The following is a 22886-nucleotide window of genomic DNA, read 5'->3' as shown; positions in this document are numbered from 1 at the left end:
ATAAGCTAGCTATCTTAACTTTGCAATTTAATATAATTGTTTAGATTGATTATTCTGAGAGCTTATCAGATATTACTTCTTGAGCTTCAGCAAAACCCACAGTCTCTGGTGTGGCGATAGTAAACGGTGCAGTATCGGTAGCCTCTTCTCTAGATTTCAACCTATAGCAAACATATACACTTAATACTATTGAGGCTGCAAGTATTATAATGAAGAAACCTAATGGCCCAACTATCGCCATAAAATTAGTAATTATGATAGGTCCAACCACTGAACCAACACCATAAGCAATTGTTATTACCCCTATAGCACCAACAATCTCATGATCCTCAAGAAAGTCGCTGGCATGAGAAATTGATAGTGGATAAATTACAAAAGCACAACCACCAAACAAAAATATAACTATTGCGAATATAAAAGGTAAACCATGTAGTAATAATGCAAGTAATGATGTTACAACTATACCAACTACAGCTAAAAGTATGACTTTTCTACGATCAATAATATCTGATAATTTACCCATTGGAACCTGGAGCAACATACCACCTAATATAGTAGTCATCATTAATACAGATATTAAATTATGAGTGCTGTCCATTCTAACTAAAAATATAGGTAAAATTGTATATATCGAACCAATAATAGCCCCACCAATACCTCCTGCAACTATAGCTAGAGGTACTTTTTTAAATATTTTTTTAGGAGAACATACCTCGTCTGAATGAGGTGCTGGAGCAACTGTTTTTGTAAATGCCATTAGTACAATAGCTATACTACATAAAGAAGATATAAAACAATATGCTAATAATGACTGACTAAAATGCACATTTATCATCAACTGAGATACTGCTTGTGTGCCATAGTATACAAACAAATAAATAGAAAATATAAGTCCTCTATTTTTCTTATCTGATGATAAAATACACCAACTTTCAATAATTATAAAAAGTGCTGCTAATGAGTAGCCTGAGGTAAACCTAAATATTATCCAAACAGAAGTCTCTTTAAATATCCCCAAAGTCATTGTACTTATAGCCATAAGTGATGCAAATAATACAAAAGCTCTTATAAAACCTACCCTTACAACAGTAAACTGGGAGAAATAGGACCCTGTAGTCATACCTAGAAAATAAGCAGCAGAAATTATCCCTATCATAAAATTTGAACGGCCTAAGCTATTTAATTCTATTGATGAAAATGTAGTAAAATAACCATTACCAAATGACAATACACACATTGCCACAATAGGCGTAATTATCAATAAAAGAGTTTGTCTAACAGTCATGATGATCTACTTTTAATTGGGCTTTCTTATAGTGCTGATTATAGCCTATGAAACATAACAAGTTAAGTAATTAAAGCGATAATTTTGAAATTGATTGATTAATTAATTTTATTAAAATCATTAAGTTTAAGAGGTCTGACTATTATTAGATAAAACCTAGTAAAAATGATAAAAAAAGGAGGTCATAATGATTTTTTAAAGATTTGTTGGGCTAAATTTATAGACATTCTAGTGAAATTCATTAGCAACTAGTTCCATAGCTCCATAAATTCCTGCATCATCACCAAGTTTTGCCAATTTAAAATCACATTCAGCATATATATCAGCGAAAGTATATCTTGCTACAGTTCTTTTTACTTTAGCTAAATACTCCTCACCAATTGCCTCCATTACTCCACCACCTAAAATGACCATTGATGGGTTAAGCATATTCAAGCTTGTCGCAAGCCCCACACCAAGATACTCCATTGCCTCATCGAGTATATCTAATGCAATTTGATCTTTCTCAACCAATGCTTTTTTAATATGACTACTTTTTAATTTACCATTATTTTCTACAACAAGATCTATAAGTGTACTTTTGATATTTTTCTTAGCTAAACTTTCAATCTTATTTTCAATACCGACTTTACCAGCATAAGCTTCCAAACAACCTTGTGATCCACAACCACGACAGTAAACTCCACCACTTTTCACTATAGTGTGTCCTAACTCCCCAGCTAGACCCCCGTTGCCAGTATATAGAGAACCATTTAAAACTAATCCTCCTCCAATACCTGTTCCAACAAAAGCTCCTACAATATCATCGTAACCAACACCTGCACCATATTTTGCTTCACCTAAGATACCAACATTCACATCATTTTCTACCTTAGCTAAAACACTATATTTTTCTTCTAAAACTTCTTTTAGATTTACATCATTAATATTTATATTGACACTTTTTTTCATAACTGAAGTTTTTTTATCAACGAGTCCTGCTACACCTATGCCTATGCCTTGAAGTTTTTTATCAGCAGAAATTTCTACTTTCAATTTATCAACAACTTTAAAAAGCTGACCAATAACGACATCTGTAGCTTCTTTTGCTTTTGACTTAACTTTTGCTGTTGTTATCAATTTTCTATTTTCATCAAATAATCCAGCAGCCATATTTGAACCACCAATATCTACACCAATAAACATAACTCTATCCTTTATATATTTACCTTTTATTTTTCACAAAAACTGCGATTGATTCTACATGCATAGTATGGGGAAACATATCCATCACTCCTGTACTTACTAGAGTATAGCCTTTTTGATTTACCAAGATTCCAGCATCACGAGCTAGAGTTGCTGTACTACAAGATACATATACAATTCTTTCTACTCCAAATTTCTCGATGTTTTGACAGACTTCTTGTGCTCCCGCTCTCGGCGGATCTAAAAGCATTTTGTTATATTCGAAATCGTTAAACCACTCTTTATCTTCAAAGCTTTCAAATAAGTTAGCCATATAAAACTTTGCATTTTTTACATTGTTATTTTTTGCAGTTTCAATAGCTCTATTAACCATTGTTTGCTCACCTTCAACACCTATTACAGTCTTTGCAAATTGTGATAGCGGCAAAGTGAAATTACCAAGCCCACAAAATAAATCAATAATAGAATCATCTTTTTGAATATCTAAAAGCTCTATGGCTTTTTGGATCATTTTTTTGTTAATGTCGTTATTTACCTGTGTGAAATCACCAGGCTCAAAACCTATCTTAATATCTTTCACAGGATTATAACTTAGCTTAACAGGCTCTACATTTTGCTCAGGGTACAACCTAAAGACTGTATCAGGTCCTTTTGACTGTAAATAAATCCAATAATTATGCTCTTGGGCAAATTGCTTAATTAACTCTATATCTGAATCTGTAAATGGCTCAAGATGTCGTATGATAATAGTTGGGCGATAATCATCGATAGCTACTTCTAATTGAGCTATTTGCTTATAGTTTGAAAGAGTTTCTATAAATACAGATATCTCTGGTAACTTTTGTCCGATGAGTGGGTTTAATATCACACATTTTTCTATATCTGCTAAAAACCTACCATTTCTTTCTCTAAAACCGACTAAAATTCTACCTTTTTTTGTAACAAACCTTACGCCTAATCTAGCTTTGTTACGATAGCCTTCAGTATTTTGTGATAATAGCGGTTCTAGAATTGATTGTGGTTCAACACCTTCACCAATATATTTTAGCTGATTTAATAAAGTTTCTTGCTTAAGCTTAATTTGCGCTTGTGATGACATATGCTGTAAGCTACATCCCCCACAGATTTCAAAATGCTCACAAACAGGCTCAACCCTTTCTGCTGACTTAGAAATATATTCTACAACCTTACCTTCATCAAATTTGGCTTTTGAAAAAGTGTATTCAAATTTAACTTCTTCACCTGGAAGAGTAAAAGGTATGAATGTTGTTTTCCCATCAACCTTTGCAATACCTCTTCCATCATGACTTAAAGAAATTATTTGTGCTTCAAAGATACCCTCTTTGAGTTTATTACGGCGTGATCTGCCCATTTGATTTATTGAGAAAGTTATATTACTTAGAATTTTATGGGATATAAGCTCTAAAGACAAATATTTTTTTATTAAATACTACAAAACCATATTATAGTTATCGATCTAATTAAAGATCTAAACTTTTTCCATCATACGCTGATGTATGACCTGGTGCAAATTCAGTCATACCCGGTTTAGAATGTGAAAAAATCATATTAATTTTTTTATCATCATTTGATAAACCATCAATTTTAGCAGGATAAATTGCAAAATTGACCTTGCCTAATGATGAAGATAGGATTTTGATTTGCCCATCTATAGGTTTAGTATCTAAACTTTTAGTAGGACCATAAGCACCACCAATATTTGCAAACACATTATACTTAGTATTTTTCACATCTGAATTTTTAGGTACAAATATAAACATATTTGAGCCTTTCATTGTCTTAGCTCCAAATCCAGCTGCAAACCATCCACTACCAGCTTTTGACCAATCTTTATTTTTAGATAAATCAACGGCAAGAGTTCCACAAATATGATCTTCATATTTGAAATATGAAAAAGACATATCTTTCATAGTTATGGTTTTCGCCTCTTGCGATTGTGGGCAAGCATCATTTGTAGATATTTGAACTTGTTGAGTTGTAGGCTCAGCAGAATCATTTTTATCAGCACTAAAAGCTGAACTATAGCTAGTTAATCCAGTTAACATCAATAAAGACAAAGGTAATATTTTTTTGTTCATACATATCCTTTTATAAGTTAAATTCTAATGTATATTTATACATTCATATTAAGACTAGTGTAAATAATAAGGTCTACTACAAAGATTATCAGATGAAACCTAAAACTACCACAATATTCAGACATAAAAAAAGGCAGTATAAACTGCCTTTTAGTATCGTGGTGGGTGCAGAGGGGCTCGAACCCCCGACCCTCGCCTTGTAAGGGCGATGCTCTCCCAGCTGAGCTATGCACCCGATAGAGAAGTATTATATAGCCATATTAAAATATGTCAATATATTTTATTCTGCTTTTATTACTATCCTTCAATCTCATTTCTAAGAATTTGCTCAGGAGTTATTTTAGACTCAGCAACTTCACGCAAAGCTAAAACTGTAGCTTTTTCCTTTTTCTCTTCTTCTGACTCAGAATAGCCATTTTTTAAGATATTATTAGCTCTCATAGAAGCCAATACTACTAAGTCAAACCTTGTTTCTACCTTATCTAAACAATCTTCTACTGTTACTCTAGCCATTTCTTACTCCATTTTTCTTTAATAGTTGCTTCACTTTATTATAAATCACATTTATAACTGTTTTGTTTTGTGCACCATCTGGTATTATAATATCAGCTTTTCGCTTAGATGGTTCAATAAACTTAATATGCATTGGGCGAACAGTGTTTAGATATTGACTAACAATACTATCAACAGTTCTACCCCTTTCTTTTTGGTCTCTTAGCATTCTTCTTATAAAGCAAAGATCCGAAGGTGTATCCATATAAACTTTAAAATCCATCATTTTAAGAAGTTTTGGATCATTGAAAAGCATAATCCCCTCTAAGATAATTACACTTACTCCTGCACTAATAGTTTCAGCTTTTTCCTCTATTCTTGAGTGCGTAGAATAATCATAAAAAGGCACTTCAATATCTTGCCCAGAAATAAGTTTTGCTAAATCCTTTTTTAAAAGCTTATGATCAAAAGCATCAGGATGATCGTAGTTTATATTGCAAGCTTCTTCATAACCTACAAGAGCGCCCCAATTTTTATAGTATCTATCTTCCGATATAACAGCTATTCTTTTAAGGTGCCTTGAGTGAAGTTTTTTGATAATAGCATTTGAAAAAAGCGTTTTACCTGAGCCTGAGCCACCAACAATACCTATTATAAATACATCTCTTGCCACAGTATATTCCTATAATTCTATTTTTGGTTGGCTTTTAGCAATATGATCAAATTCTTTTAACACCTGTAAAAAAGCTTTTATTTTGTACATAGGGAATGAATTTGGACCATCACTCAAAGCCTTTGAAGGATCTGGATGAGTTTCCATAAATAATCCATCAATACCCACAGCAATAGCAGCTTTCGATAACACCGGTACAAATTCGCGTTGGCCGCCAGAAGTTCCACCTTGACCACCTGGAAGTTGTACGGAGTGTGTTGCATCAAATACAACAGGACAATTAGTTGATTTCATAATCTCAAGTGAACGCATATCAGAAACAAGATTATTGTAACCAAAGCTTACACCTCGTTCACAAACCATGATCTTTTCATTACCAGTAGATTTAGCTTTTGCAACCACATGCTCCATGTCCCAAGGTGCCAAAAACTGACCTTTTTTGATATTTACAGGAATATTTTGCTTACATACCTCTGTTATGAAATTTGTTTGGCGACATAAAAATGCAGGAGTTTGTAGCACATCTACAACTTCTGCAACTTCTGCAAAAGGGGTATCTTCATGTACATCTGTAACAACTGGTACACCAAATTCTTTTTTCACTTTTGCAAGAATCTCAAGACCTTTATCTACACCCAAGCCTCTAAAGCTGTTTATAGATGATCTATTTGCTTTATCAAAAGAAGACTTGTATACAAAGTTAATTCCTAACTCTTTAGTTACTTCAGCAAGAAATCCAGCGGTATCCATCGCCATTTGTTCTGACTCAATTACACATGGTCCAGACATTAAAAAAAATGGTTTACCATTACCTACTTCAAAATTTGCAATTTTCATAGTACTCTCTAATTAAAATGTTCTTTGAAAAAAATATGTAAGATTATTATACAGAAAAAGATGAGCCACAACCACAAGTAGTTTTGGCATTTGGATTTCTTATTATAAAATAAGCACCCTCAATATCATCTTTATAATCAACATCGGCACCTACTAAATATTGAAAACTCATAGAGTCAACTAAAAGTCTTACTCCATTTTTAGTAATTACCATATCATCTTCTTTTTGGTCATTATCAAATGCAAAAGCATATTGAAAGCCTGAGCAGCCACCACCAGTTATATAAACTCGTAAACTAAGCGTGGCATCACCCTCTTCTTCAATAAGCTCTTTCACTTTCAAAGAAGCTGACTCTGTAAAATTAATAGGATCAACTTGTTGTACTTCTACACTCATAAAACTACCTCTTTACTATACCAACCTTGACTCTACCCATTCTATCAACTGCTTGAACAACAACCTCTAAAGGTTGTCCTTCAGATAGAGAGTTTGTTTTGATACCTGCTTGCTCAACATCAGCAAATGGTAAATAGCCATCTTGCTTACCAAACAAATTCACAAAAGCACCTGAGTCAAGTATCTTAACTATTTTACCTTTATAAACTTGTCCTTCTTCAGCTTCAGCTACAACTTCTTCAACCATCATAACAGCCATATCTAAAGAAGCCTTATCTCTTGCAAAGATTTTAACTTCACCAGTGTCGCTTGTATCTATTTGCGCACCAGTTTTTTCTGCAATACCTTTTACAGTAGAACCACCACGACCAACAACATCTTTAATCTTAGCTGGTTTGATGTTCATAACATGAATTTGAGGAGCAACATTAGAAACAGTTTCTTTATGTTCTTTAATTACTTCATTCATAATGCCAAGTATATGTAATCTACCACTACGAGCTTGCTCTAAAGCTTGCTCAAGAATATCACGAGAAATACCTTTAATTTTGATATCCATTTGAAGTGCTGTAACACCATATCTAGTACCAGCAACTTTAAAGTCCATATCTCCAAGATGATCTTCATCACCTAAGATGTCAGAAAGCACAGCATATTTAGAGCCATCTTTGATAAGACCCATAGCAATACCTGCTACTGGCTCAGCGATAGGCACACCTGCATCCATCATAGATAAAGATGAACCACAAACTGTAGCCATTGAACTTGAACCATTTGACTCTAAAATCTCAGATACTATTCTCACTACATAAGGGTATGCATCTTGATTTGGAAATACTGCTTGAGTTGCGCGTTTTGCAAGATTAGCATGACCAATCTCACGACGCTTAGGTGCCATACCAACCATACCACACTCACCTACAGAGTAAGGAGGGAAGTTATAGTGAAGCATGTAACGAGATCTTTCCATACCATCTAGGCTCTCAACCATCTGTGCATCACGATCACTACCTAGTGTCGTTACAACTAATGCTTGAGTTTCACCACGTGTAAATAATGCCGAACCATGAACACCCGGTAATACGCCAGTTTTAACATTGATTGGACGAATTACATCTGTAGCTCTACCATCAATTCTTGGACTACCTTCAAGTATATTTGATCTTACAAGGTCTTTTTCTATATCATGGAAAGCATCAACTATTTCTTTTTCTGAATAGTCGTGATTGTCAGTATCATTTGTATAAACATACTCTAATACTTTCTTTCTTAATTCAGAGAGCTTCACATTTCTTTCTTGTTTAGATGCAAATGAGTAAGCATGTTTTATTTCACCAAAGAAATTTGACTTAATTTGAGCCTTAAGAATCTTATTAATCTCATAAACCGTATATTCCATAGCTGGTTTTGCAGCTACTTTTGCAAGTTTATTTATAGACGAAATAATAGTCTTTAAATGCTTATGTGCATATAAGATACCACCAAGCATAACTGACTCAGGTAAGCTTTTAGCTTCTGACTCTACCATCAATATAGCATCATCAGTACCAGAAACCACTAAATCTAAAGCTGATTCTTTTAAATCTTCTTTATTTGGGTTAAGCGTGTATTTTCCATTTACAAAACCTACTCTTACACCAGCAATTATATCCTCATAAGGAGCACCAGTAAGCGCTAAAGAAGCTGACGCACCTATTAGAGCTAACATATCCGGTGAAAAACCACCATCATAAGAAACTACAGTTGCAACTATTTGGATTTCATTGAAAAAACCGTCCGGGAAAGATGGTCTAATAGATCTATCTATAAGGCGAGATATAAGAATCTGCTCTTCTGAAGGTCTACCTTCTCTTCTTAAAAACCCACCAGGAATTTTACCTGCAGCATATGTTTTTTCTAAATAATGTACTGAAAGAGGAAAAAAATCTTGCCCAGGTGATACTGATTTTTTAACAACTGTAGTTACTAAAACTACATTGCTACCACAGCTTACCGTAACGGAACCATCAGCTTGACGAGCCATGCCGCCAGTTTCGATAGTTATCTCTTTATCCCCTAATTCAAAAACTTCTTTGTATATTTTCACGATTAAACCTTATTTTTTGATTTTGTGATGTAAGAATGATTTTTAGATGGATTATTTTTAAATTATCTACGTAGATTTAACTTTTTGATTAGACTACGGTATCTTTCTACATCTTTACCATGAAGATAGTCTAGTAATTTACGGCGTTGACTCACCATTTTCAAAAGACCTCTTCTTGAATGATTATCTTTCTTATGAGAAGCAAAGTGACCTTGAAGGTCATTAATTCTTGCAGTTAAAAGAGCAACTTGCACTTCTGGTGAGCCTGTGTCACCTTCTGATTGTTGGTGTTCTTTTACGATATTTTGTTTGTCTTGAGTTGTTAACATAATATTACTCCATTTGTTTTTAAATTAAATCAACATTGAATAAACCGCACAAAGGAACAGTCTATCGAAAAAATATTATATACCATACAACAGATTAAAACAAAGAATATATACTGTTAAGTTACTTAATTCTATTAATGATAAATATGAACTACTGCATTTAAGCGTAATTAATATATTGATTAAAGCTTATCAGGTTTGACTCCTAATATTTGCAAGCTATTTAACGCCACTTTGGCAAAAACAGGCGCTGCAACTGAACCGCCACCATAACTATCGCCTTTTGGATTATCAATGGTCACAGCAACAGCTATTTCAGGATTACTAGCTGGACTTATACCAATAAAACTTGCCAAATAATTTGCTCCATAAGTACCACCAGAAAGCTTACGTGCTGTACCTGTTTTACCAGCCACATGATATAGTGGGATAATTCCCTTAGAACCTGTTCCACCAGAACCTTCTACAACTGACTGCATCATACTAAGCATCTCTTTTGATACTTTTTTTGTAACTATAGGCCGAGAATCAACCTCCTCCCCAACTCTTCTTTTCAATATTGTTGGTTTTATATAGTTACCATCATTTGCAATAGCAGATGCTCCTGCAACTAGCTGCATATCAGTAGCATTCATACCATAACCAAAAGATAATGTGGCAAGTTGGAAATCACCCCACTTATCCTTAACAGGCACAAACCCTTCTCGTTCTCCGGGAAGCTGTATACCTGTTTTATCACCAAAACCAAATTTACGTAAAGATGACTCTAAAATGGTCGGATCCGTTAAGCCTAATATCATTTTTGAAATACCAACGTTACTAGATTTCATCAGAATATGTCGAAGATCTAACTCACCATAATCTCTAAAATCTCGGACTGTGTTTTTGCCAATACGATAATGGCCTGGATGAGTATTTATAATAGGTTCTTCCGGCGTGTAGTCATCCCCATAAGTAAGGGCTGTAGCTGCTGAAAATGTTTTCATCACAGAACCTAACTCAAAAACATCTGTTACCGCTCTATTACGACGATTTTCAGGAAATGCATCAGCCATACTATTAGGGTTGTATGAAGGATAGTTAGCCATCGCGAGTATCTCGCCTGTACGAACATTTTCAACTATAACTGATCCAGCATCAGAGTTACTACTAATCACACCTTCTTTAAGATATTTGTAAGCTACATACTGCAATCTTGAATCAATACTCAGCTGTAAGTTTTGACCATTTTTAGGAGCAATAAATTTATCTTGCGCTTTTGATGCCACACCACCATGCAGATCCTTTTTATACTCAAAATAACCATCCGTTCCTGTAAGAAACTTGTTAAACTCTAATTCTAGACCTTCTTGACCCTTTCCGTCTACATTAGTAAAACCAACTATATGTGATGCTACTTGAGCTAACGGATAATAACGCTTGAATTCACGCTCAATATGAATTCCTGGAATATGCATTAAGTATATTTCTTGAGCCACATAGGGTTGGACTTTTCTTTTAAGATATACAAATCCACTTCTACCTTCTCGTTTCTTTACTTGTCGCTTGATTTTTTCCTGCGTTGCCTTTGCCAGGTCTAATGTTTGCATAATCTTTGCAAGCTTTGGACTAGATGCTTTAATATAAAAAGGGTCAACCCATATAGTGTCAACCGGTGTACTAATAGCTAGAGGATCGCCATTTCTATCTAATATAATCCCTCTATACGACTTAATAACAACACTTCTATCACTACGATTATCACCTTCTTGCTTAAGCTTCTGATGCTGACCTGTTTCCATATAGACAAGCTTTGAAAAAAGTACAGAAAAACTTATCACAAGCATTATTATGACTATTAAATGCCTAAATTTAGGACTGTAACTACTCATCAGTCGCATCCTTTTTGATATTTAAAAATTCCATTTCATTCTTAGTCGGTAAAGACATATTTTCTTTATCAGCAAACTCTTCAACAGAGGTTGGTGTAGCTAGCGAACTATATTCAAGTACGATTTGACTCCACTGTTCATCAAGGTGTGCCTGTTCAATTATTAAATCTTTTTGCTTGCTTAGCTCTAGCTTATAGTGAAATCTCGTAACTATAAGACTAAAAGCTGTAATAAGTAATATGAAAAGCAGTAAAAAAGCTAAAGCAACGGTTTTTTTAAAAAAACTATTTTTTAAAGATTCAAAAAGTCTAATTCTTATTTGACGATTTGTAAGGATCATAATTTTTCAACCACTCTTAAAATTGCACTTCTAGAACGTACATTTTGTCCTAATTCTTCTTGGCTTGCTTTAGCTTTTTTAGTCACCCATTTTAACTCAGCACTTAAATCTTGTTGTGGCAACATTCTAGTAATCCTATTTACTTCTTGTTTAGGAGATATAATATTTGTAAATTTTTGTTTTACGATTCTATCTTCTAAAGAATGAAATGATATAGCTGCAATTCTGCCACCAACTCTTACTACTTCCAAGATACTTTCTAAAAGATCTTCTAAGTCTCCCAGTTCATTATTCACATAAATTCGTAATGCTTGAAAACATCTAGTTGCTGGATTTTTCTTTTCTCTCTGGCCTATTATTGCTCGGATTAATTCAGCGAGCTCAGCTGTAGTTTTTATACTTCCATTTTCCTGTATATGCGCTTTTATTCTACCAGCTATCTTCTTAGCGAATCTTTCTTCACCATACACCTTAAATATATAAGCAAGCTCTTCCTCTGATAGCTCCTCTAGAGCCTGACTAGCTGTAAGGCCTGTTGTCACATTCATACGCATATCTAACGGACCATTACGCATAAAACTAAACCCTCGTTCAGCATCATCTAACTGTGGTGAAGAAACGCCAAGATCCATAATTATGCCATCAATTTTACCTAATAAATCATTTTCTCTACAATAGTTATTTATCTGAGTAAAACTAGTATGAACTATTTCAAAATTGTTATACTGTGAGAAATTCTCATTAGCATATTTGATAGCCTCTAAATCCTTATCAAAAGCAATTAGTCTGCCTTTTCCTGAAAGTTGAGAAAGGATCGCTTTAGAGTGACCACCTCTACCAAAAGTTGCATCAATATAAATCCCTTCAGGTTTTATATTTAGCCCTTTTATCGATTCTTTTAAAAGTACTGAAAAATGCATCTTACTTAAGCCTTAACTAAATCTAAAGCAAGCTTTTTAGCTTTTGAAAAATCGGTTTTACCTGAGCCAAGCTTTGGTATAGCTATCACTTTAAAGTAATTTGATGGGCGATATAAGTTTTCAATATTTGAGTGTCTTACAATATCCTTTAACTCATCTTGAGCTAATTCTTCCAAAGTATAGAGCAAATTAATAATCTCACCTCGTTTTGCATCTGGTGTAGCTACAGCTAAAACTTCAAAATCAATTTTATGCGAATCATAACCCTTTTCACGCAAAGCATCATAAACCTGTTGTTCAAGCAAACCTAAACTAACCATCTCACCAGCAATCTTTGCAAACCTAGAGTACCTATCTACAACAGTAAGATATCCATCACTATCAAGCTTACCTTTATCACCAGTTATATACCAAGAATGTCCATACATATCGAGCATGACTTTTTTAGTTTTAGCAGGATCATTTAAATAGTAGTCCATTTTATTTACACCACGATAAACGACCATACCTTCAGTGCCTAAAGGTAACTCCTCATGTGATTCTGGGTGAACAATCTTAAATTGTCCTCCAGGCACAGTAAGTCCAACAGTGCCTATCTTGTTCGGTGCTTTAGTTGGTCTGTTTACTGCAGCAACTGGTGAGAGCTCTGTCGTTCCATACCCTTCACTTATAACTTTATCAAATTTAGCTTCAAACATTGTGCGCACTTCTTTAGAAAGTTTTTCAGCACCTGTCACTATATATCTTAGCGTTGCTAAATCCTCTTTCTTAACTGTTCTGTTTTTTGTATATATGCGTAAAAATGTAGGTGTTGCACATAAAACTGTAACCTTGTATTTACTAATAAGGTTTGCAACACCTTTAGCATCCGTAGGATCTGTATGACAAGCTATGAAACCACCTTGGAAAAATGAAACCAAAGATATAGTAAGTCCAAAAGCATGGAATATCGGCAAAATACCAGCAACCGAATCATTCTCACTACACTCAATAACCTTAGTGCTTTGATACACATTTGCTAGGAGATTTTTATGGCTAACGGCTATACCTTTAGGCACCCCTTCACTACCACTACTATATATTATAAAGGCTAAATCTTCTAACTTAGTCTTTGCAACGTATTTGTTTACGAGCATATTTTCTGGTAAATATTTAACCTGTAAATATGTAAGAAGTGAGTCAAACTTAGTAATACTAGTTTTAATATCTTCAAGATATACAACCTGACACATACTAAAAACTTTCTCAACCATAAAACCTTTTCCAGCTAGCTTTTCAACGAATGCTTTAGAGGTAATAATTGTCTTAATCCCTGCATTTGTAATAGCATGATGAAGAGCTTCTTCTGAAGCTGTGTAGTTTAGATTTACAATTGATTTAGCAGATATCATCAACGCCATAATCGCTAAATAACCTCCAGCGCTTGTAGGTAGACAAACACCCACACTACCCTGACTTTCTGTAAGCTTACTGAGCTTTTTAGCCATCAAAATTGATGCTGTTGCAAACTTGTGACCGTCCAAATCCACACCTGTAGTGTCACTTATCACTCTATGAGTACCTGCATTTAACATTTGCCTAAACCATATCTCAGCCGGTTGGTTTAACTGTAAAAGATACTCTTCCCAAGTCTTGACTGATAAGTTCTCAAACTCTTCATTGAAAGTTCTCAGACTTTGAAGTTTTGCAACATCAAAAAATACTTGTCTATCTAAATTTTTTCGTTCTGAAAAATGAGGTAGCTCAACGCCACAAATACAAAGAATAAACCTATCATCGCTTTGTTCAACTTGAGAAATAAAGCCAGTATTAACAATAAGCACAGAATCACGATCCCAGAAACTAATATGCTCAATATAACTGATCCCTGTGTTTGTAAGATATTTCTCTAACCCTTTAGCTCGATTGTCGAAGCTATCTAAAACAGTTAAATTCGCACCTGTAAGATATGTTTTAAATGCTAAGATAGAAACTATTGAAGTGTCATTAGCTATTACGATAGAGCCTTTCTTAAATAACGAAAAGTCTATATCTTCATTACACTCATATAAGTAAACTTGATTAAATCTTTTATGTACAGCCGACTTTAACTGGTTTAAAGGCATATTTCTCCTAAATCTAGCATAAATGTATTAACGCTAATATGTTATCATATAGTCACTATAATGTTTATAGCTTAATATAAATTATGCCTGAGTTACCTGAAGTTGAAACAGTCAAAAATGGTCTTGGAAAGACTGTTCTCGGAAAAACAATTTTCAACATTCAAATCAATATAAATAAACTTCGCTACCCGTTATGCGAAAAAGAATTTAAACTTCTAGAGAATAAAACTATAAAAAGCATCGATCGTAGAGGTAAACATTTAGTTCTTTCTTTTGAAAATGAACTCCAGCTAATTGTTCATTTAGGCATGTCCGGTGTTATTAAAGTCAAAAACACTTCTAAATATGAGCAAATCAAACATGACCATATAGTCATAACTCTAAATGATGATCTAAGCATAATTTATAATGACCCGCGTAAATTTGGCTACTGGCTTATTAATCAAAACTCTTCCCCTTTAAAGCATAAAGTTTTGGCTACTCATGGGGTCGAACCTCTAACTGATGATTTTAATTCAGCATATCTCTTATCTAAGCTAAAAAAAACTACTAGAAAAATAAAGCAAACAATTATGGATAATCCAATAGTTGTTGGTGTTGGTAACATCTATGCAAGTGAAGCATTATTTGATAGCAATATATTACCTACTAGGCCATCAAATACTATTACCAAAAAAGAAGCTGAGAAACTTGTCAATTCAATCAAAGCAATTTTGAAAAAAGCTATCGCAGAAGGTGGAACAACCCTCAAAGACTATAAAAATACCGAAGGCAAACCAGGATACTTCACACAGCAATTAAATGTATATGGTAGAACTGGAGAACCATGCTATATATGTGACTCAAAAATAAACAGCTTAGTAATAGCTCAAAGAAATACTTTTTTTTGTAAAAAATGTCAGAAATGAAACATATATATCTTTAATTTTTGCTATTAAACAGGTTTCAAACAACCATTCATATGAAGTTATAAAGATGCTGATTTGTTAGCATTTTTACTACCTAAATTCATAACAAACTCATAACCATAAACGATAAAGAATGACATTAGTAACCACACTAACCATTTAAAAGCATTTTGGACTAAAACAACATTTAACGGATTCCCAATTATATAATCCATAAACGGCTGCCGAATAAACATCCCATGTATAGCTATTAGAAGAATAGAGAATATTAAAGCTGACTTAAACTTCCCAAGTGACAAAAGCTTGTTGCGAGTAAGATGATAAATAATAATTGCTGAGAAACCGTATTCTAACGAAGTGATTGCAGCAACATATCGAACATCCCACGAACTAGTCACTTTCAACCCTTGCATTTGAGATCCAACCCATTCTGGAAGCCACTCTACTGTAATTACATGAACAACAAAGCCACTTGCTGATGCAATGGCCACAACCATAAAAATAAGTATAATTTTCATATGTTAATTTTTTATTGGATAAAACTATCCATTATAGCTACCATCCTGAAAATTTCAAAACTATAACTATAGCGCATATAGATGACTATAATTTCATAAAAACCCATCGTCATAACAAAAAATTATCATCATCATAAAATTTATCTATTTCACTTATAGGTAAATAACCGTAATAATAAACACATAAATACAAATATTAGAGGTAAAACATGAAAAAGATAATTATTGCAAACATCATAATAGTAGGTTTAATGTCTAGCGGATTTAGTTTAAGTTTAGGTATGGAAGATTGTGGATCTTTAGCTATAGAACAATCACCTTATTGTCAGATGTTATAAACCCACATTCTATAGAGAGTTTTTATGTAAGAGCTTAAATGACTAAGCTAAAAACTTACCTATATTTAGAAAACACGCCACATAAGCAAGTGTCTCATTATCATGGTGTATTTCTTGATGATTTTTGTATAAAACTATTCTATCACAGCTGCTTATCGCAAAAACAGAATCCACCTCCACTAAGCCATCTTGCTCTTTACCTAAGCAAAATCGAGCTAATAAATTAAATTTTGAGTTTCTATTACCTGCGATTAAACCAACAGGAAATTTAGAGGCTACCTCATTACAAATCTTTAGGTACTTATCTGTAACTTTTAAATCTTTATTCGGCTTTAAAACTCTAGAATAAAATGGAATTCTATCACCAAAATCAGCAACTTTTGAGCCTGCAAATGGCGAAGCTATAAATACGCATTTATCGACATTTTTAAGTTGCAGCTCATATATGGCTTTACAGGTTATAAGACCACCCATACTATGAGCTATAAATGTGATTGATTTTGATTGAGGGATATTTTTTATAACCTCACATAAAGCTTTTATAGATGTATCCATATTTACAAATGTAGTGGGCAAATCTACAGCTATGATTTTTTCATAATGTTCACTAAAAAAAATTTTCAAAGTACGCATGTCTTTACTATTTTTAATAAACCCATGCACCAACACTAAAACTTTATCTTTTTTCATTTATACTCACCAAAACTGTTGGTTTTTCTTTTATTTTTTTTAAGCAGCAAACCCAAAGCCATAGGTATCTTTTAGGATAATATTTGGCACACTAAAACCAAGATAATCAGCGTAAACATCTTTACTAACCCAATCAACAGGATCAAGATCAGCTATAGTTATATTTTCAGCCAATGCAAAACTAGTTGTAGCAACAATACCAACAGGAGACTCCATCATGCAACCTACCATGCAAGGCATATTCACACTATCTGCAAGGTGTTTGATTTTTTGAGCCTCAAGTATGCCACCAGTTTTAGCTAGCTTGATATTTATCATATTACATGCTTTTTCATTAATAATTCTTTCAGCTTGATCTAAACTAAACACACTCTCATCTGCAACCAAAGGTAGATTACTAAATGCTGTAAGCTCCCTCATTGCTGAAATATCATAATGCTTCACTGGTTGCTCGATAATCTCTGTATTTATAGAGTATTTATCTAGCTCTTCTATAAACTGCTTTGTCTGCTTAATACTCCAGCCTTGATTTGCATCAAACCTAAAGCTTATCTCACTAGAAAAATTTTTATCTATATGCTTTAAAAGCTCAATATCTCTAACAAAATCTGCTCCAGTTTTAACCTTAACAGCATTAAACCCAGCATTTACACCATTTTGAATATTCATAAGAGTATCTTTAATATTGCCACAACTAATAGATATATCTGTTTTAATAGTTTTACCACTAGCTCCAAGTAAATTAGCTACAGATATTTTCTGCTGTTTTGCAAGCAAATCATGCAAAGCTAAATCTAAAGCCATCTTTACACCAGTATTAAATGATACTCTTGCAAAAGCACTAGCTATAATATGCTTATAATCTTTTATATCTGAGCCAATCATCACAGGAGCAAAAAGCTCTTTAACAATATACTGCATACCTGCAAGGGTGTCACCAGTAATCGCCGTAGTAGCTGGAGCAACTCCAAAACCAACCAAACCATCATCAGTAGTTATCCTTAAGACTAGAGAGTCTATATGGTTGGTACTTCTTACCGCTGTTGTAAAGGTTCTTTTTAAAGGTGTTTTAATTATGCTTGTTTCTACATCTGTTATCTTACTCATACTGCAAATCCTGATATTATTTTAGCAACGATTAGACCACCTTGTGTTCCAATCAAAAAACCTAGTAATGACATTACAACCGCTATTGACACCAAACTTCTAGTGTAAGCACTAGCTAAGATAGGAGCACCAGCTATGCCGCCAATATTAGCCAAAGAAGCTATCGAGCATATAGCTAAATTAAGTTTAAAGATTTTAGCTATAATAACCATAATAATACTATGAATAACAAGCACCATAAGTCCACACGCTATATATAGTGGAGCATTTGCTATACCTGTAAAACTAGATCCAGAAGCTATTAAAGCAACTAAAAAATATAAAAATATACTAGCCATAATACTGTCACTTCTTATTTTAGCTATAGGTGTCATTGCCACTATAAATCCAAAAACTGTAACCAAAAGTATTGTCCATGTTTTAGCAGAAATAAGCATTGTAACAGGTAAATATACCGATAGTGTTTTAGCTAAATCAGTTGCTAAAAATGCAATCGCAAGTAACACAAATATTCCAGCAAAATTTATATCTCCCTTTATCTTATAAGGATCTTCTATATTAGCTTTTTGAATATGCTCTTCCAGTGGTGAAGCCTTAACCCATTTATCAAAAACATTTGCCCTTGAGATTAAAGCAAATAAAAACGCAAACCAAATAGTATAGCTAATCGAATCTGTAAGTAAGATATACCCCATTTGAGTATCAGGAGTGTGTAGTGATTGTTTGACAGCTAGCATATTTCCCGTGCCACCCATCCAGCTAGCAGATAGAGCTGAGAAACCTTTCCAAGCATCTGGTGATATATATTTACCCATCACAAAATACATAATACTAAAAGCTACTATAATACTAAAACTAGCTCCAAAGAATGCTATAAGAAGTTTTCTACCTAGCTTAAATACCATACGAATATCACAACGAATAAGCATCAAAAATAACATCACAGGTAAAATTAAATCCTCAAGAGAAGACTTTGTCTGTTGTATATCTGTAGAAGTGTTATCCCACAATCCACATATAGAAAGTAAGACTATACTAAAATATATAATCACTATTGCTGGTAAATATTCAAAAATCTTGTTTTTTGAATGTGTAGTTACATAAACAGTAACACTACATATAAGCAGTAAAGACGTAATATATGTTAAAGATGTTGTAATCATGGGCTTAATGTAAAACTTTTTTTAATTTAAAAAAACATTATACATTTAATCACGAAAGTATTGAACTATGATTTCAAAATATAAATAAGCTAATTTCTTCCGCACTCGAAGCTTTTTATTTTTCACTTTTACTACCAATAATACCTGGTCAAAACAATAATTTCTTTATCTATTTTATAGTAATTTAACTTCAGCTTTAAAGACTTCTAAAACAACTTATCTATATATTTATAATACTCAAAATGCTATTATAATCACCTAAGAAAATATCAAAAAAATCATGGTTTTTAGAATTTTGAATAAAAAAATTAAACAGATACTTATATTTTTTGTAATTTTAAGTACATTCACTAGTGGTTTTTCTGCAACCTCTCGTAGCGAAATACAATACCTTGTAAAAAAATATGGATTATCTAGTGCTAAAATAAGCATAGCAACTCAAAGAACTCAATCTGGTGCAAACTTATATTCCTATGCTAAAAATAGACCAATGACACCAGCAAGCAACAATAAGGTTTTCACGATAGTTGCCGCACTTCTTACATTACCTAGTAACTTTACATTTTCAACAACTGTTAATTATAACTCTAACAAAGTAAAAAACCATGTACTATATGGTGACCTATATATACAGTTTAGTGGTAATCCTTCTTTAACGGGTAGTCAGCTTGCTTCTTTAATTAAAAAAATCAAAACCTCTAAAGGTATAAAACAAATAACAGGCAATGTATACCTTGTTGGTGTATTTTCTGGTGCTTACATCCCTCAAGGCTGGTCTAAAGAAGATTCTGCATTATGCTATGGTGCTCCAGCTTCAAGCTTTACTTTAAATCGCAACTGTACAGTAATTAAACTTGCTAAGAACCCTAATAGCCTCTCAACAAGAGTAATAAAAATTAGTAATGCTAGTAATATCGACTTTATAAACTCTACCACCTATACTAGCTCATCTAAAGCTACTCAAATATCAATGAATGATGATAACCAAGTTTATATTAATGGTTATTTGTCACGTACTGCTGAGAGAATGTTTAGTCTTGCTATTAAAAACCCAGCTCTAAAAACATTAGATACTGTTAATGACTTCTTATCATCTAACGGTATAAAACATAATAGTGTAAAAATAACTAGTTCTATCCCTGCTGGGAATACAGTCCAACTAAGTACAAACTCCGCTCGAATTGGTACTATCATAGATAGAACATTAAAGCATTCAGACAACCTATATGCAGAAACTATACTAAATACTGTAGGTCTTAAGCAAAAAGGCATTGGCTCAACTATCGCCGGCACTGAAGCTGTACAAGAAATTTTCTATAATAAACTTCACCTTAACACTACTAACCTTACTATGTATGATGGATCAGGCTTATCAAAGCTTGACAAAGTTACGCCTCAATTTATGGTTAGCTTTCTTTCTAAATCATTCAATAGCAAAATCGGAAGAAAATTTTATAACTATCTACCTGCTTCGGGTATGAATGGAACTATAGCTTATAGAATGGGTGGCAAACTCCTAGGAAAAGTACATGCTAAAACAGGTACTTTAAGTGGCGTATCTACACTTTCAGGTTATGTATTAACGGCAAAAAACCACCGCATAAGCTTTTCTATAATGCTTAATGATTTAAAATACTCTCAGCGTAATAGCGCTCGTAGATTCCAAGATAAAGTAGTTAATGTATTTTATAGGTACTTATAGTATGAAAAATTTAGTAAAACTTTTAACTTTAATAATTTGTTTAACAGTCCTAGCTTCTTGTGCTACTAAACAACCCAAAAATATCAACAATGCTTGTAGCATAATACATCAACACCCAGACTGGTATTATGATATGGTTGACTCTTATAATCGCTGGGGTATACCTATGAATGTTCAAATGGCTTTTGTTCGTCAGGAATCTTCTTTTAGAAGTGACGCTAAGCCCTCAATGAAATACTACTTAGGATTTATACCTGCTGGAAGAGCTTCATCTGCTTATGGATACTCACAAGCACTTGACGGAACCTGGGATCATTATAAAAAGCAAACTAAACAGTCTTTTGTATCTAGAACTAGTTACGCTGATGCTGTAGATTTTATTGGTTGGTATTTAAACAATGTCCATAACAAAACGGGTATTAGTAAATCAAATACTTATGACCTTTATCTGGCATACCATGAAGGTATTGGCGGATATAGAAGAGGTAGCCATAAAAATAACTCTTTCCTGAAAAACTATGCAAGAAAAACAGCTGATGTAGCTAGAAAATACTCTGGTCAACTTCAACATTGTGAAGTTCCTAGCAAACCATTATTATCATATATTTTCTAAAGGATAGTCTATGCAAGTTACATCTCTATACAAATACAAGACTACCGTCCGCTTTTCAGATACAGATAAAAATGGCCATGTAAACAATGGTAAATATTTTGATTACTTTGAAGAAGCTCGTACCACTTGGGCTTATGAAGAGTCAGACCTTATGAAATGGGCAGAAGATAATGGTGTTCAATTTGTAATTGTTGAGCAATCTTGCAAATACATTCGTCCTCTACTTCACCCTGCAAATATTGAAGTTTCTCATCATATAGTTAAGTATGGTGCTGCAAGCATTGAATTTGAAGCTTATATAAGACTATGCAATAGTGAAGAGTTAATGGCTACAGCTAAAATCAAAATAGCCTGCTATAATCCTCGTACAAATAGACCAGAGAAAATTCCAGCTCATATAAAACAAACAATCTTAAAAAAAAATGACTGATACAAACAAACAAACTTTAAAAAAACTAGAAAAACAGATAGTCCGTAAAACTGCTCAAGCAATCAACCAATACAATATGGTTGAAGATGGCGATAAGATAATGGTGTGCTTATCTGGAGGTAAGGACTCTTACTGCCTACTAGAAACACTCATAATTTTACAAAAAAAAGCACCTATTAAATTTGATATAATCGCTGTAAATTTAGACCAAAAACAACCTGGTTTTCCAGAAGATATTCTACCGAACTATCTACAGTCAAAAGGCGTAGATTTTCACATTATTGAGAGAGATACTTATAGCGTAGTCAAAGAAGTAATTCCTGAAGGCAAAACAACTTGTGGACTTTGTTCGAGAATGCGTCGCGGTATACTTTATGATTATGCAGTAGAAAATGGTATAACTAAGATTGCTCTAGGACATCATCGTGATGATATGATTGAAACTTTCTTTTTAAACATGTTTTACAATGGTTCTATAAAATCAATGCCTCCTAAGCTACTAAGTGATGATAAGCGCAATATTGTCATACGCCCTCTTGCATTTGTTAGCGAGAAAGAAACGGCACAGTATTCGGAGCTTAAAGAGTTTCCAATTATCCCATGTAATCTCTGTGGCTCTCAAGATAATTTGCAAAGAGTATTTATCAAAGGTATGCTTAACAAGTGGGAAGAAAACAATCCCGATAGAAAAAATGTGATTTTTAAAGCACTATCTAACATCTCGCCCTCGCAAATGTTAGATAAAGAGCTTTTTAACTTTTTAAATATTACAAAAAATGATTTAAAACGATAAGGAGA

24 protein-coding genes and 1 tRNA gene are annotated in these 22886 nt (G+C 33.5%); 6 read left to right on the top strand and 19 right to left on the bottom strand.

Annotation, left to right across the window (positions count from 1 at the left end; genetic code table 11):
• Positions 1-49: 49 nt before the first annotated feature.
• The 15 genes from FLM55_RS09340 to FLM55_RS09270 all read right to left on the bottom strand — a co-directional run bounded on the left by FLM55_RS09340 (position 50) and on the right by FLM55_RS09270 (position 14619).
• On the bottom strand, positions 50-1285 hold the full coding sequence (locus FLM55_RS09340; RefSeq protein WP_178949009.1) for an MFS transporter: 1236 nt from the start codon (positions 1283-1285) through the stop codon (positions 50-52).
• A gap of 228 nt (positions 1286-1513) precedes the next feature.
• Entirely contained in the window at positions 1514-2470 is a 957-nt protein-coding gene (locus tag FLM55_RS09335; RefSeq protein WP_178949008.1) for an ROK family protein, read from the bottom strand.
• A 19-nt stretch (positions 2471-2489) separates the two neighbouring features.
• Positions 2490-3842 carry a 23S rRNA (uracil(1939)-C(5))-methyltransferase RlmD gene (gene rlmD, locus FLM55_RS09330; protein ID WP_178949007.1) on the bottom strand — a complete coding sequence of 451 codons (1353 nt, stop codon included), beginning with the start codon at positions 3840-3842 and terminating at the stop codon, positions 2490-2492.
• Positions 3843-3951: 109 nt separating this feature from the next.
• A complete protein-coding gene (locus tag FLM55_RS09325) occupies positions 3952-4569 on the bottom strand; it encodes a hypothetical protein (protein ID WP_178949006.1) in 618 nt (205 codons plus the stop codon).
• A gap of 159 nt (positions 4570-4728) precedes the next feature.
• A tRNA-Val gene (locus FLM55_RS09320) sits at positions 4729-4804 on the bottom strand.
• 62 nt (positions 4805-4866) lie between these two features.
• Positions 4867-5082 carry a DNA-directed RNA polymerase subunit omega gene (gene rpoZ, locus FLM55_RS09315; protein WP_112870196.1) on the bottom strand — a complete coding sequence of 72 codons (216 nt, stop codon included), beginning with the start codon at positions 5080-5082 and terminating at the stop codon, positions 4867-4869.
• The gene (gene udk / locus FLM55_RS09310) at positions 5075-5734 is read right to left on the bottom strand and encodes a uridine kinase (protein WP_112870197.1); all 660 of its coding nucleotides are present in this window, start codon (positions 5732-5734) and stop codon (positions 5075-5077) included. The genes rpoZ and udk overlap by 8 nt, the downstream gene beginning before the upstream one ends.
• 9 nt (positions 5735-5743) lie before the next feature.
• Positions 5744-6571: a 3-deoxy-8-phosphooctulonate synthase gene (gene kdsA, locus FLM55_RS09305; protein ID WP_112870198.1), complete on the bottom strand. Its 828-nt coding sequence runs from the start codon at positions 6569-6571 to the stop codon at positions 5744-5746.
• A gap of 46 nt (positions 6572-6617) precedes the next feature.
• Positions 6618-6968 (bottom strand): iron-sulfur cluster insertion protein ErpA, encoded by a 351-nt coding sequence (gene erpA / locus FLM55_RS09300; RefSeq protein ID WP_112870199.1) that lies wholly within the window; start codon positions 6966-6968, stop codon positions 6618-6620.
• Between the two features lie 4 nt (positions 6969-6972).
• Positions 6973-9054 (bottom strand): polyribonucleotide nucleotidyltransferase, encoded by a 2082-nt coding sequence (gene pnp, locus FLM55_RS09295; RefSeq protein WP_178949005.1) that lies wholly within the window; start codon positions 9052-9054, stop codon positions 6973-6975.
• A 62-nt stretch (positions 9055-9116) separates the two neighbouring features.
• Positions 9117-9383: a 30S ribosomal protein S15 gene (rpsO, locus tag FLM55_RS09290; protein ID WP_112870201.1), complete on the bottom strand. Its 267-nt coding sequence runs from the start codon at positions 9381-9383 to the stop codon at positions 9117-9119.
• Between the two features lie 182 nt (positions 9384-9565).
• On the bottom strand, positions 9566-11254 hold the full coding sequence (locus FLM55_RS09285) for a penicillin-binding protein 2 (protein ID WP_178949004.1): 1689 nt from the start codon (positions 11252-11254) through the stop codon (positions 9566-9568).
• The gene (ftsL, locus tag FLM55_RS09280; protein ID WP_112870203.1) at positions 11247-11594 is read right to left on the bottom strand and encodes a cell division protein FtsL; all 348 of its coding nucleotides are present in this window, start codon (positions 11592-11594) and stop codon (positions 11247-11249) included. Before ftsL ends, FLM55_RS09285 begins: the two co-directional genes overlap by 8 nt.
• Positions 11591-12514: a 16S rRNA (cytosine(1402)-N(4))-methyltransferase RsmH gene (rsmH, locus tag FLM55_RS09275; RefSeq protein ID WP_178949003.1), complete on the bottom strand. Its 924-nt coding sequence runs from the start codon at positions 12512-12514 to the stop codon at positions 11591-11593. The genes ftsL and rsmH overlap by 4 nt, the downstream gene beginning before the upstream one ends.
• A 5-nt stretch (positions 12515-12519) precedes the next feature.
• Positions 12520-14619, bottom strand: a complete 2100-nt coding sequence (locus FLM55_RS09270) for an AMP-binding protein (protein ID WP_178949002.1) — start codon at positions 14617-14619, stop codon at positions 12520-12522.
• A gap of 83 nt (positions 14620-14702) precedes the next feature.
• Here FLM55_RS09270 and mutM point away from each other — a divergent pair, with 83 nt between their 5' ends.
• Positions 14703-15527: a bifunctional DNA-formamidopyrimidine glycosylase/DNA-(apurinic or apyrimidinic site) lyase gene (gene mutM / locus FLM55_RS09265; protein ID WP_178949001.1), complete on the top strand. Its 825-nt coding sequence runs from the start codon at positions 14703-14705 to the stop codon at positions 15525-15527.
• A 59-nt stretch (positions 15528-15586) separates the two neighbouring features.
• Here the strand turns inward: mutM and FLM55_RS09260 are convergent, their stop codons facing one another.
• A complete protein-coding gene (locus FLM55_RS09260) occupies positions 15587-16045 on the bottom strand; it encodes a hypothetical protein (RefSeq protein ID WP_178949000.1) in 459 nt (152 codons plus the stop codon).
• Positions 16046-16254: 209 nt separating this feature from the next.
• Between FLM55_RS09260 and FLM55_RS09520 the strand changes: the two genes are divergently transcribed.
• Entirely contained in the window at positions 16255-16383 is a 129-nt protein-coding gene (locus tag FLM55_RS09520) for a hypothetical protein (protein WP_256868877.1), read from the top strand.
• Positions 16384-16425: 42 nt separating this feature from the next.
• On the opposite strand, the gene FLM55_RS09255 is transcribed toward FLM55_RS09520, so the two are convergent.
• The 3 genes from FLM55_RS09255 to FLM55_RS09245 are packed head-to-tail and all read right to left on the bottom strand — an operon-like array spanning position 16426 to position 19343.
• Positions 16426-17073, bottom strand: a complete 648-nt coding sequence (locus tag FLM55_RS09255) for an alpha/beta hydrolase (RefSeq protein ID WP_178948999.1) — start codon at positions 17071-17073, stop codon at positions 16426-16428.
• Between the two features lie 39 nt (positions 17074-17112).
• The gene (locus FLM55_RS09250; protein ID WP_178948998.1) at positions 17113-18180 is read right to left on the bottom strand and encodes a dipeptide epimerase; all 1068 of its coding nucleotides are present in this window, start codon (positions 18178-18180) and stop codon (positions 17113-17115) included.
• The gene (locus FLM55_RS09245) at positions 18177-19343 is read right to left on the bottom strand and encodes a DUF819 domain-containing protein (protein WP_178948997.1); all 1167 of its coding nucleotides are present in this window, start codon (positions 19341-19343) and stop codon (positions 18177-18179) included. The genes FLM55_RS09250 and FLM55_RS09245 overlap by 4 nt, the downstream gene beginning before the upstream one ends.
• A gap of 295 nt (positions 19344-19638) precedes the next feature.
• On the opposite strand from FLM55_RS09245, the gene dacB reads away from it, so the two are divergent.
• From dacB to ttcA, 4 genes are read left to right on the top strand one after another with little or no spacing between them, the layout of a single operon-like run.
• Positions 19639-21045, top strand: coding sequence for a D-alanyl-D-alanine carboxypeptidase/D-alanyl-D-alanine-endopeptidase (gene dacB, locus FLM55_RS09240; RefSeq protein WP_373193959.1), 1407 nt, complete (start codon positions 19639-19641; stop codon positions 21043-21045).
• Position 21046: 1 nt separating this feature from the next.
• Positions 21047-21658 (top strand): transglycosylase SLT domain-containing protein, encoded by a 612-nt coding sequence (locus FLM55_RS09235; RefSeq protein WP_178948995.1) that lies wholly within the window; start codon positions 21047-21049, stop codon positions 21656-21658.
• A gap of 10 nt (positions 21659-21668) precedes the next feature.
• A complete protein-coding gene (locus tag FLM55_RS09230; RefSeq protein WP_178948994.1) occupies positions 21669-22088 on the top strand; it encodes a thioesterase family protein in 420 nt (139 codons plus the stop codon).
• Complete coding sequence (gene ttcA, locus FLM55_RS09225) at positions 22081-22881, top strand: tRNA 2-thiocytidine(32) synthetase TtcA (RefSeq protein WP_178948993.1); 801 nt, start codon at positions 22081-22083, stop codon at positions 22879-22881. Before FLM55_RS09230 ends, ttcA begins: the two co-directional genes overlap by 8 nt.
• The last annotated feature ends 5 nt before the right edge of the window (positions 22882-22886 follow it).

Source organism: Francisella sp. Scap27 (genome assembly GCF_013394105.1).
Lineage (GTDB): Bacteria > Pseudomonadota > Gammaproteobacteria > Francisellales > Francisellaceae > Francisella > Francisella adeliensis.
Note: the sequence above shows the minus strand (reverse complement) of the source record. Positions and strands in the feature narration are given on the sequence as shown.

What these genes read in the sequence shown, in the direction of transcription:
- FLM55_RS09340 (WP_178949009.1), bottom strand. Translation starts at nt 1,285, where the DNA reads ATGACTGTTAGACAAACTCTTTTATTGATAATTACGCCTATTGTGGCA.
- FLM55_RS09335 (WP_178949008.1), bottom strand. Translation starts at nt 2,470, where the DNA reads ATGTTTATTGGTGTAGATATTGGTGGTTCAAATATGGCTGCTGGATTA.
- rlmD (WP_178949007.1), bottom strand. Translation starts at nt 3,842, where the DNA reads ATGGGCAGATCACGCCGTAATAAACTCAAAGAGGGTATCTTTGAAGCA.
- FLM55_RS09325 (WP_178949006.1), bottom strand. Translation starts at nt 4,569, where the DNA reads ATGAACAAAAAAATATTACCTTTGTCTTTATTGATGTTAACTGGATTA.
- rpoZ (WP_112870196.1), bottom strand. Translation starts at nt 5,082, where the DNA reads ATGGCTAGAGTAACAGTAGAAGATTGTTTAGATAAGGTAGAAACAAGG.
- kdsA (WP_112870198.1), bottom strand. Translation starts at nt 6,571, where the DNA reads ATGAAAATTGCAAATTTTGAAGTAGGTAATGGTAAACCATTTTTTTTA.
- erpA (WP_112870199.1), bottom strand. Translation starts at nt 6,968, where the DNA reads ATGAGTGTAGAAGTACAACAAGTTGATCCTATTAATTTTACAGAGTCA.
- rpsO (WP_112870201.1), bottom strand. Translation starts at nt 9,383, where the DNA reads ATGTTAACAACTCAAGACAAACAAAATATCGTAAAAGAACACCAACAA.
- FLM55_RS09285 (WP_178949004.1), bottom strand. Translation starts at nt 11,254, where the DNA reads ATGAGTAGTTACAGTCCTAAATTTAGGCATTTAATAGTCATAATAATG.
- ftsL (WP_112870203.1), bottom strand. Translation starts at nt 11,594, where the DNA reads ATGATCCTTACAAATCGTCAAATAAGAATTAGACTTTTTGAATCTTTA.
- rsmH (WP_178949003.1), bottom strand. Translation starts at nt 12,514, where the DNA reads ATGCATTTTTCAGTACTTTTAAAAGAATCGATAAAAGGGCTAAATATA.
- FLM55_RS09270 (WP_178949002.1), bottom strand. Translation starts at nt 14,619, where the DNA reads ATGCCTTTAAACCAGTTAAAGTCGGCTGTACATAAAAGATTTAATCAA.
- mutM (WP_178949001.1), top strand. Translation starts at nt 14,703, where the DNA reads ATGCCTGAGTTACCTGAAGTTGAAACAGTCAAAAATGGTCTTGGAAAG.
- FLM55_RS09260 (WP_178949000.1), bottom strand. Translation starts at nt 16,045, where the DNA reads ATGAAAATTATACTTATTTTTATGGTTGTGGCCATTGCATCAGCAAGT.
- FLM55_RS09520 (WP_256868877.1), top strand. Translation starts at nt 16,255, where the DNA reads ATGAAAAAGATAATTATTGCAAACATCATAATAGTAGGTTTAATGTCT.
- FLM55_RS09255 (WP_178948999.1), bottom strand. Translation starts at nt 17,073, where the DNA reads ATGAAAAAAGATAAAGTTTTAGTGTTGGTGCATGGGTTTATTAAAAAT.
- FLM55_RS09250 (WP_178948998.1), bottom strand. Translation starts at nt 18,180, where the DNA reads ATGAGTAAGATAACAGATGTAGAAACAAGCATAATTAAAACACCTTTA.
- FLM55_RS09245 (WP_178948997.1), bottom strand. Translation starts at nt 19,343, where the DNA reads ATGATTACAACATCTTTAACATATATTACGTCTTTACTGCTTATATGT.
- FLM55_RS09235 (WP_178948995.1), top strand. Translation starts at nt 21,047, where the DNA reads ATGAAAAATTTAGTAAAACTTTTAACTTTAATAATTTGTTTAACAGTC.
- FLM55_RS09230 (WP_178948994.1), top strand. Translation starts at nt 21,669, where the DNA reads ATGCAAGTTACATCTCTATACAAATACAAGACTACCGTCCGCTTTTCA.
- ttcA (WP_178948993.1), top strand. Translation starts at nt 22,081, where the DNA reads ATGACTGATACAAACAAACAAACTTTAAAAAAACTAGAAAAACAGATA.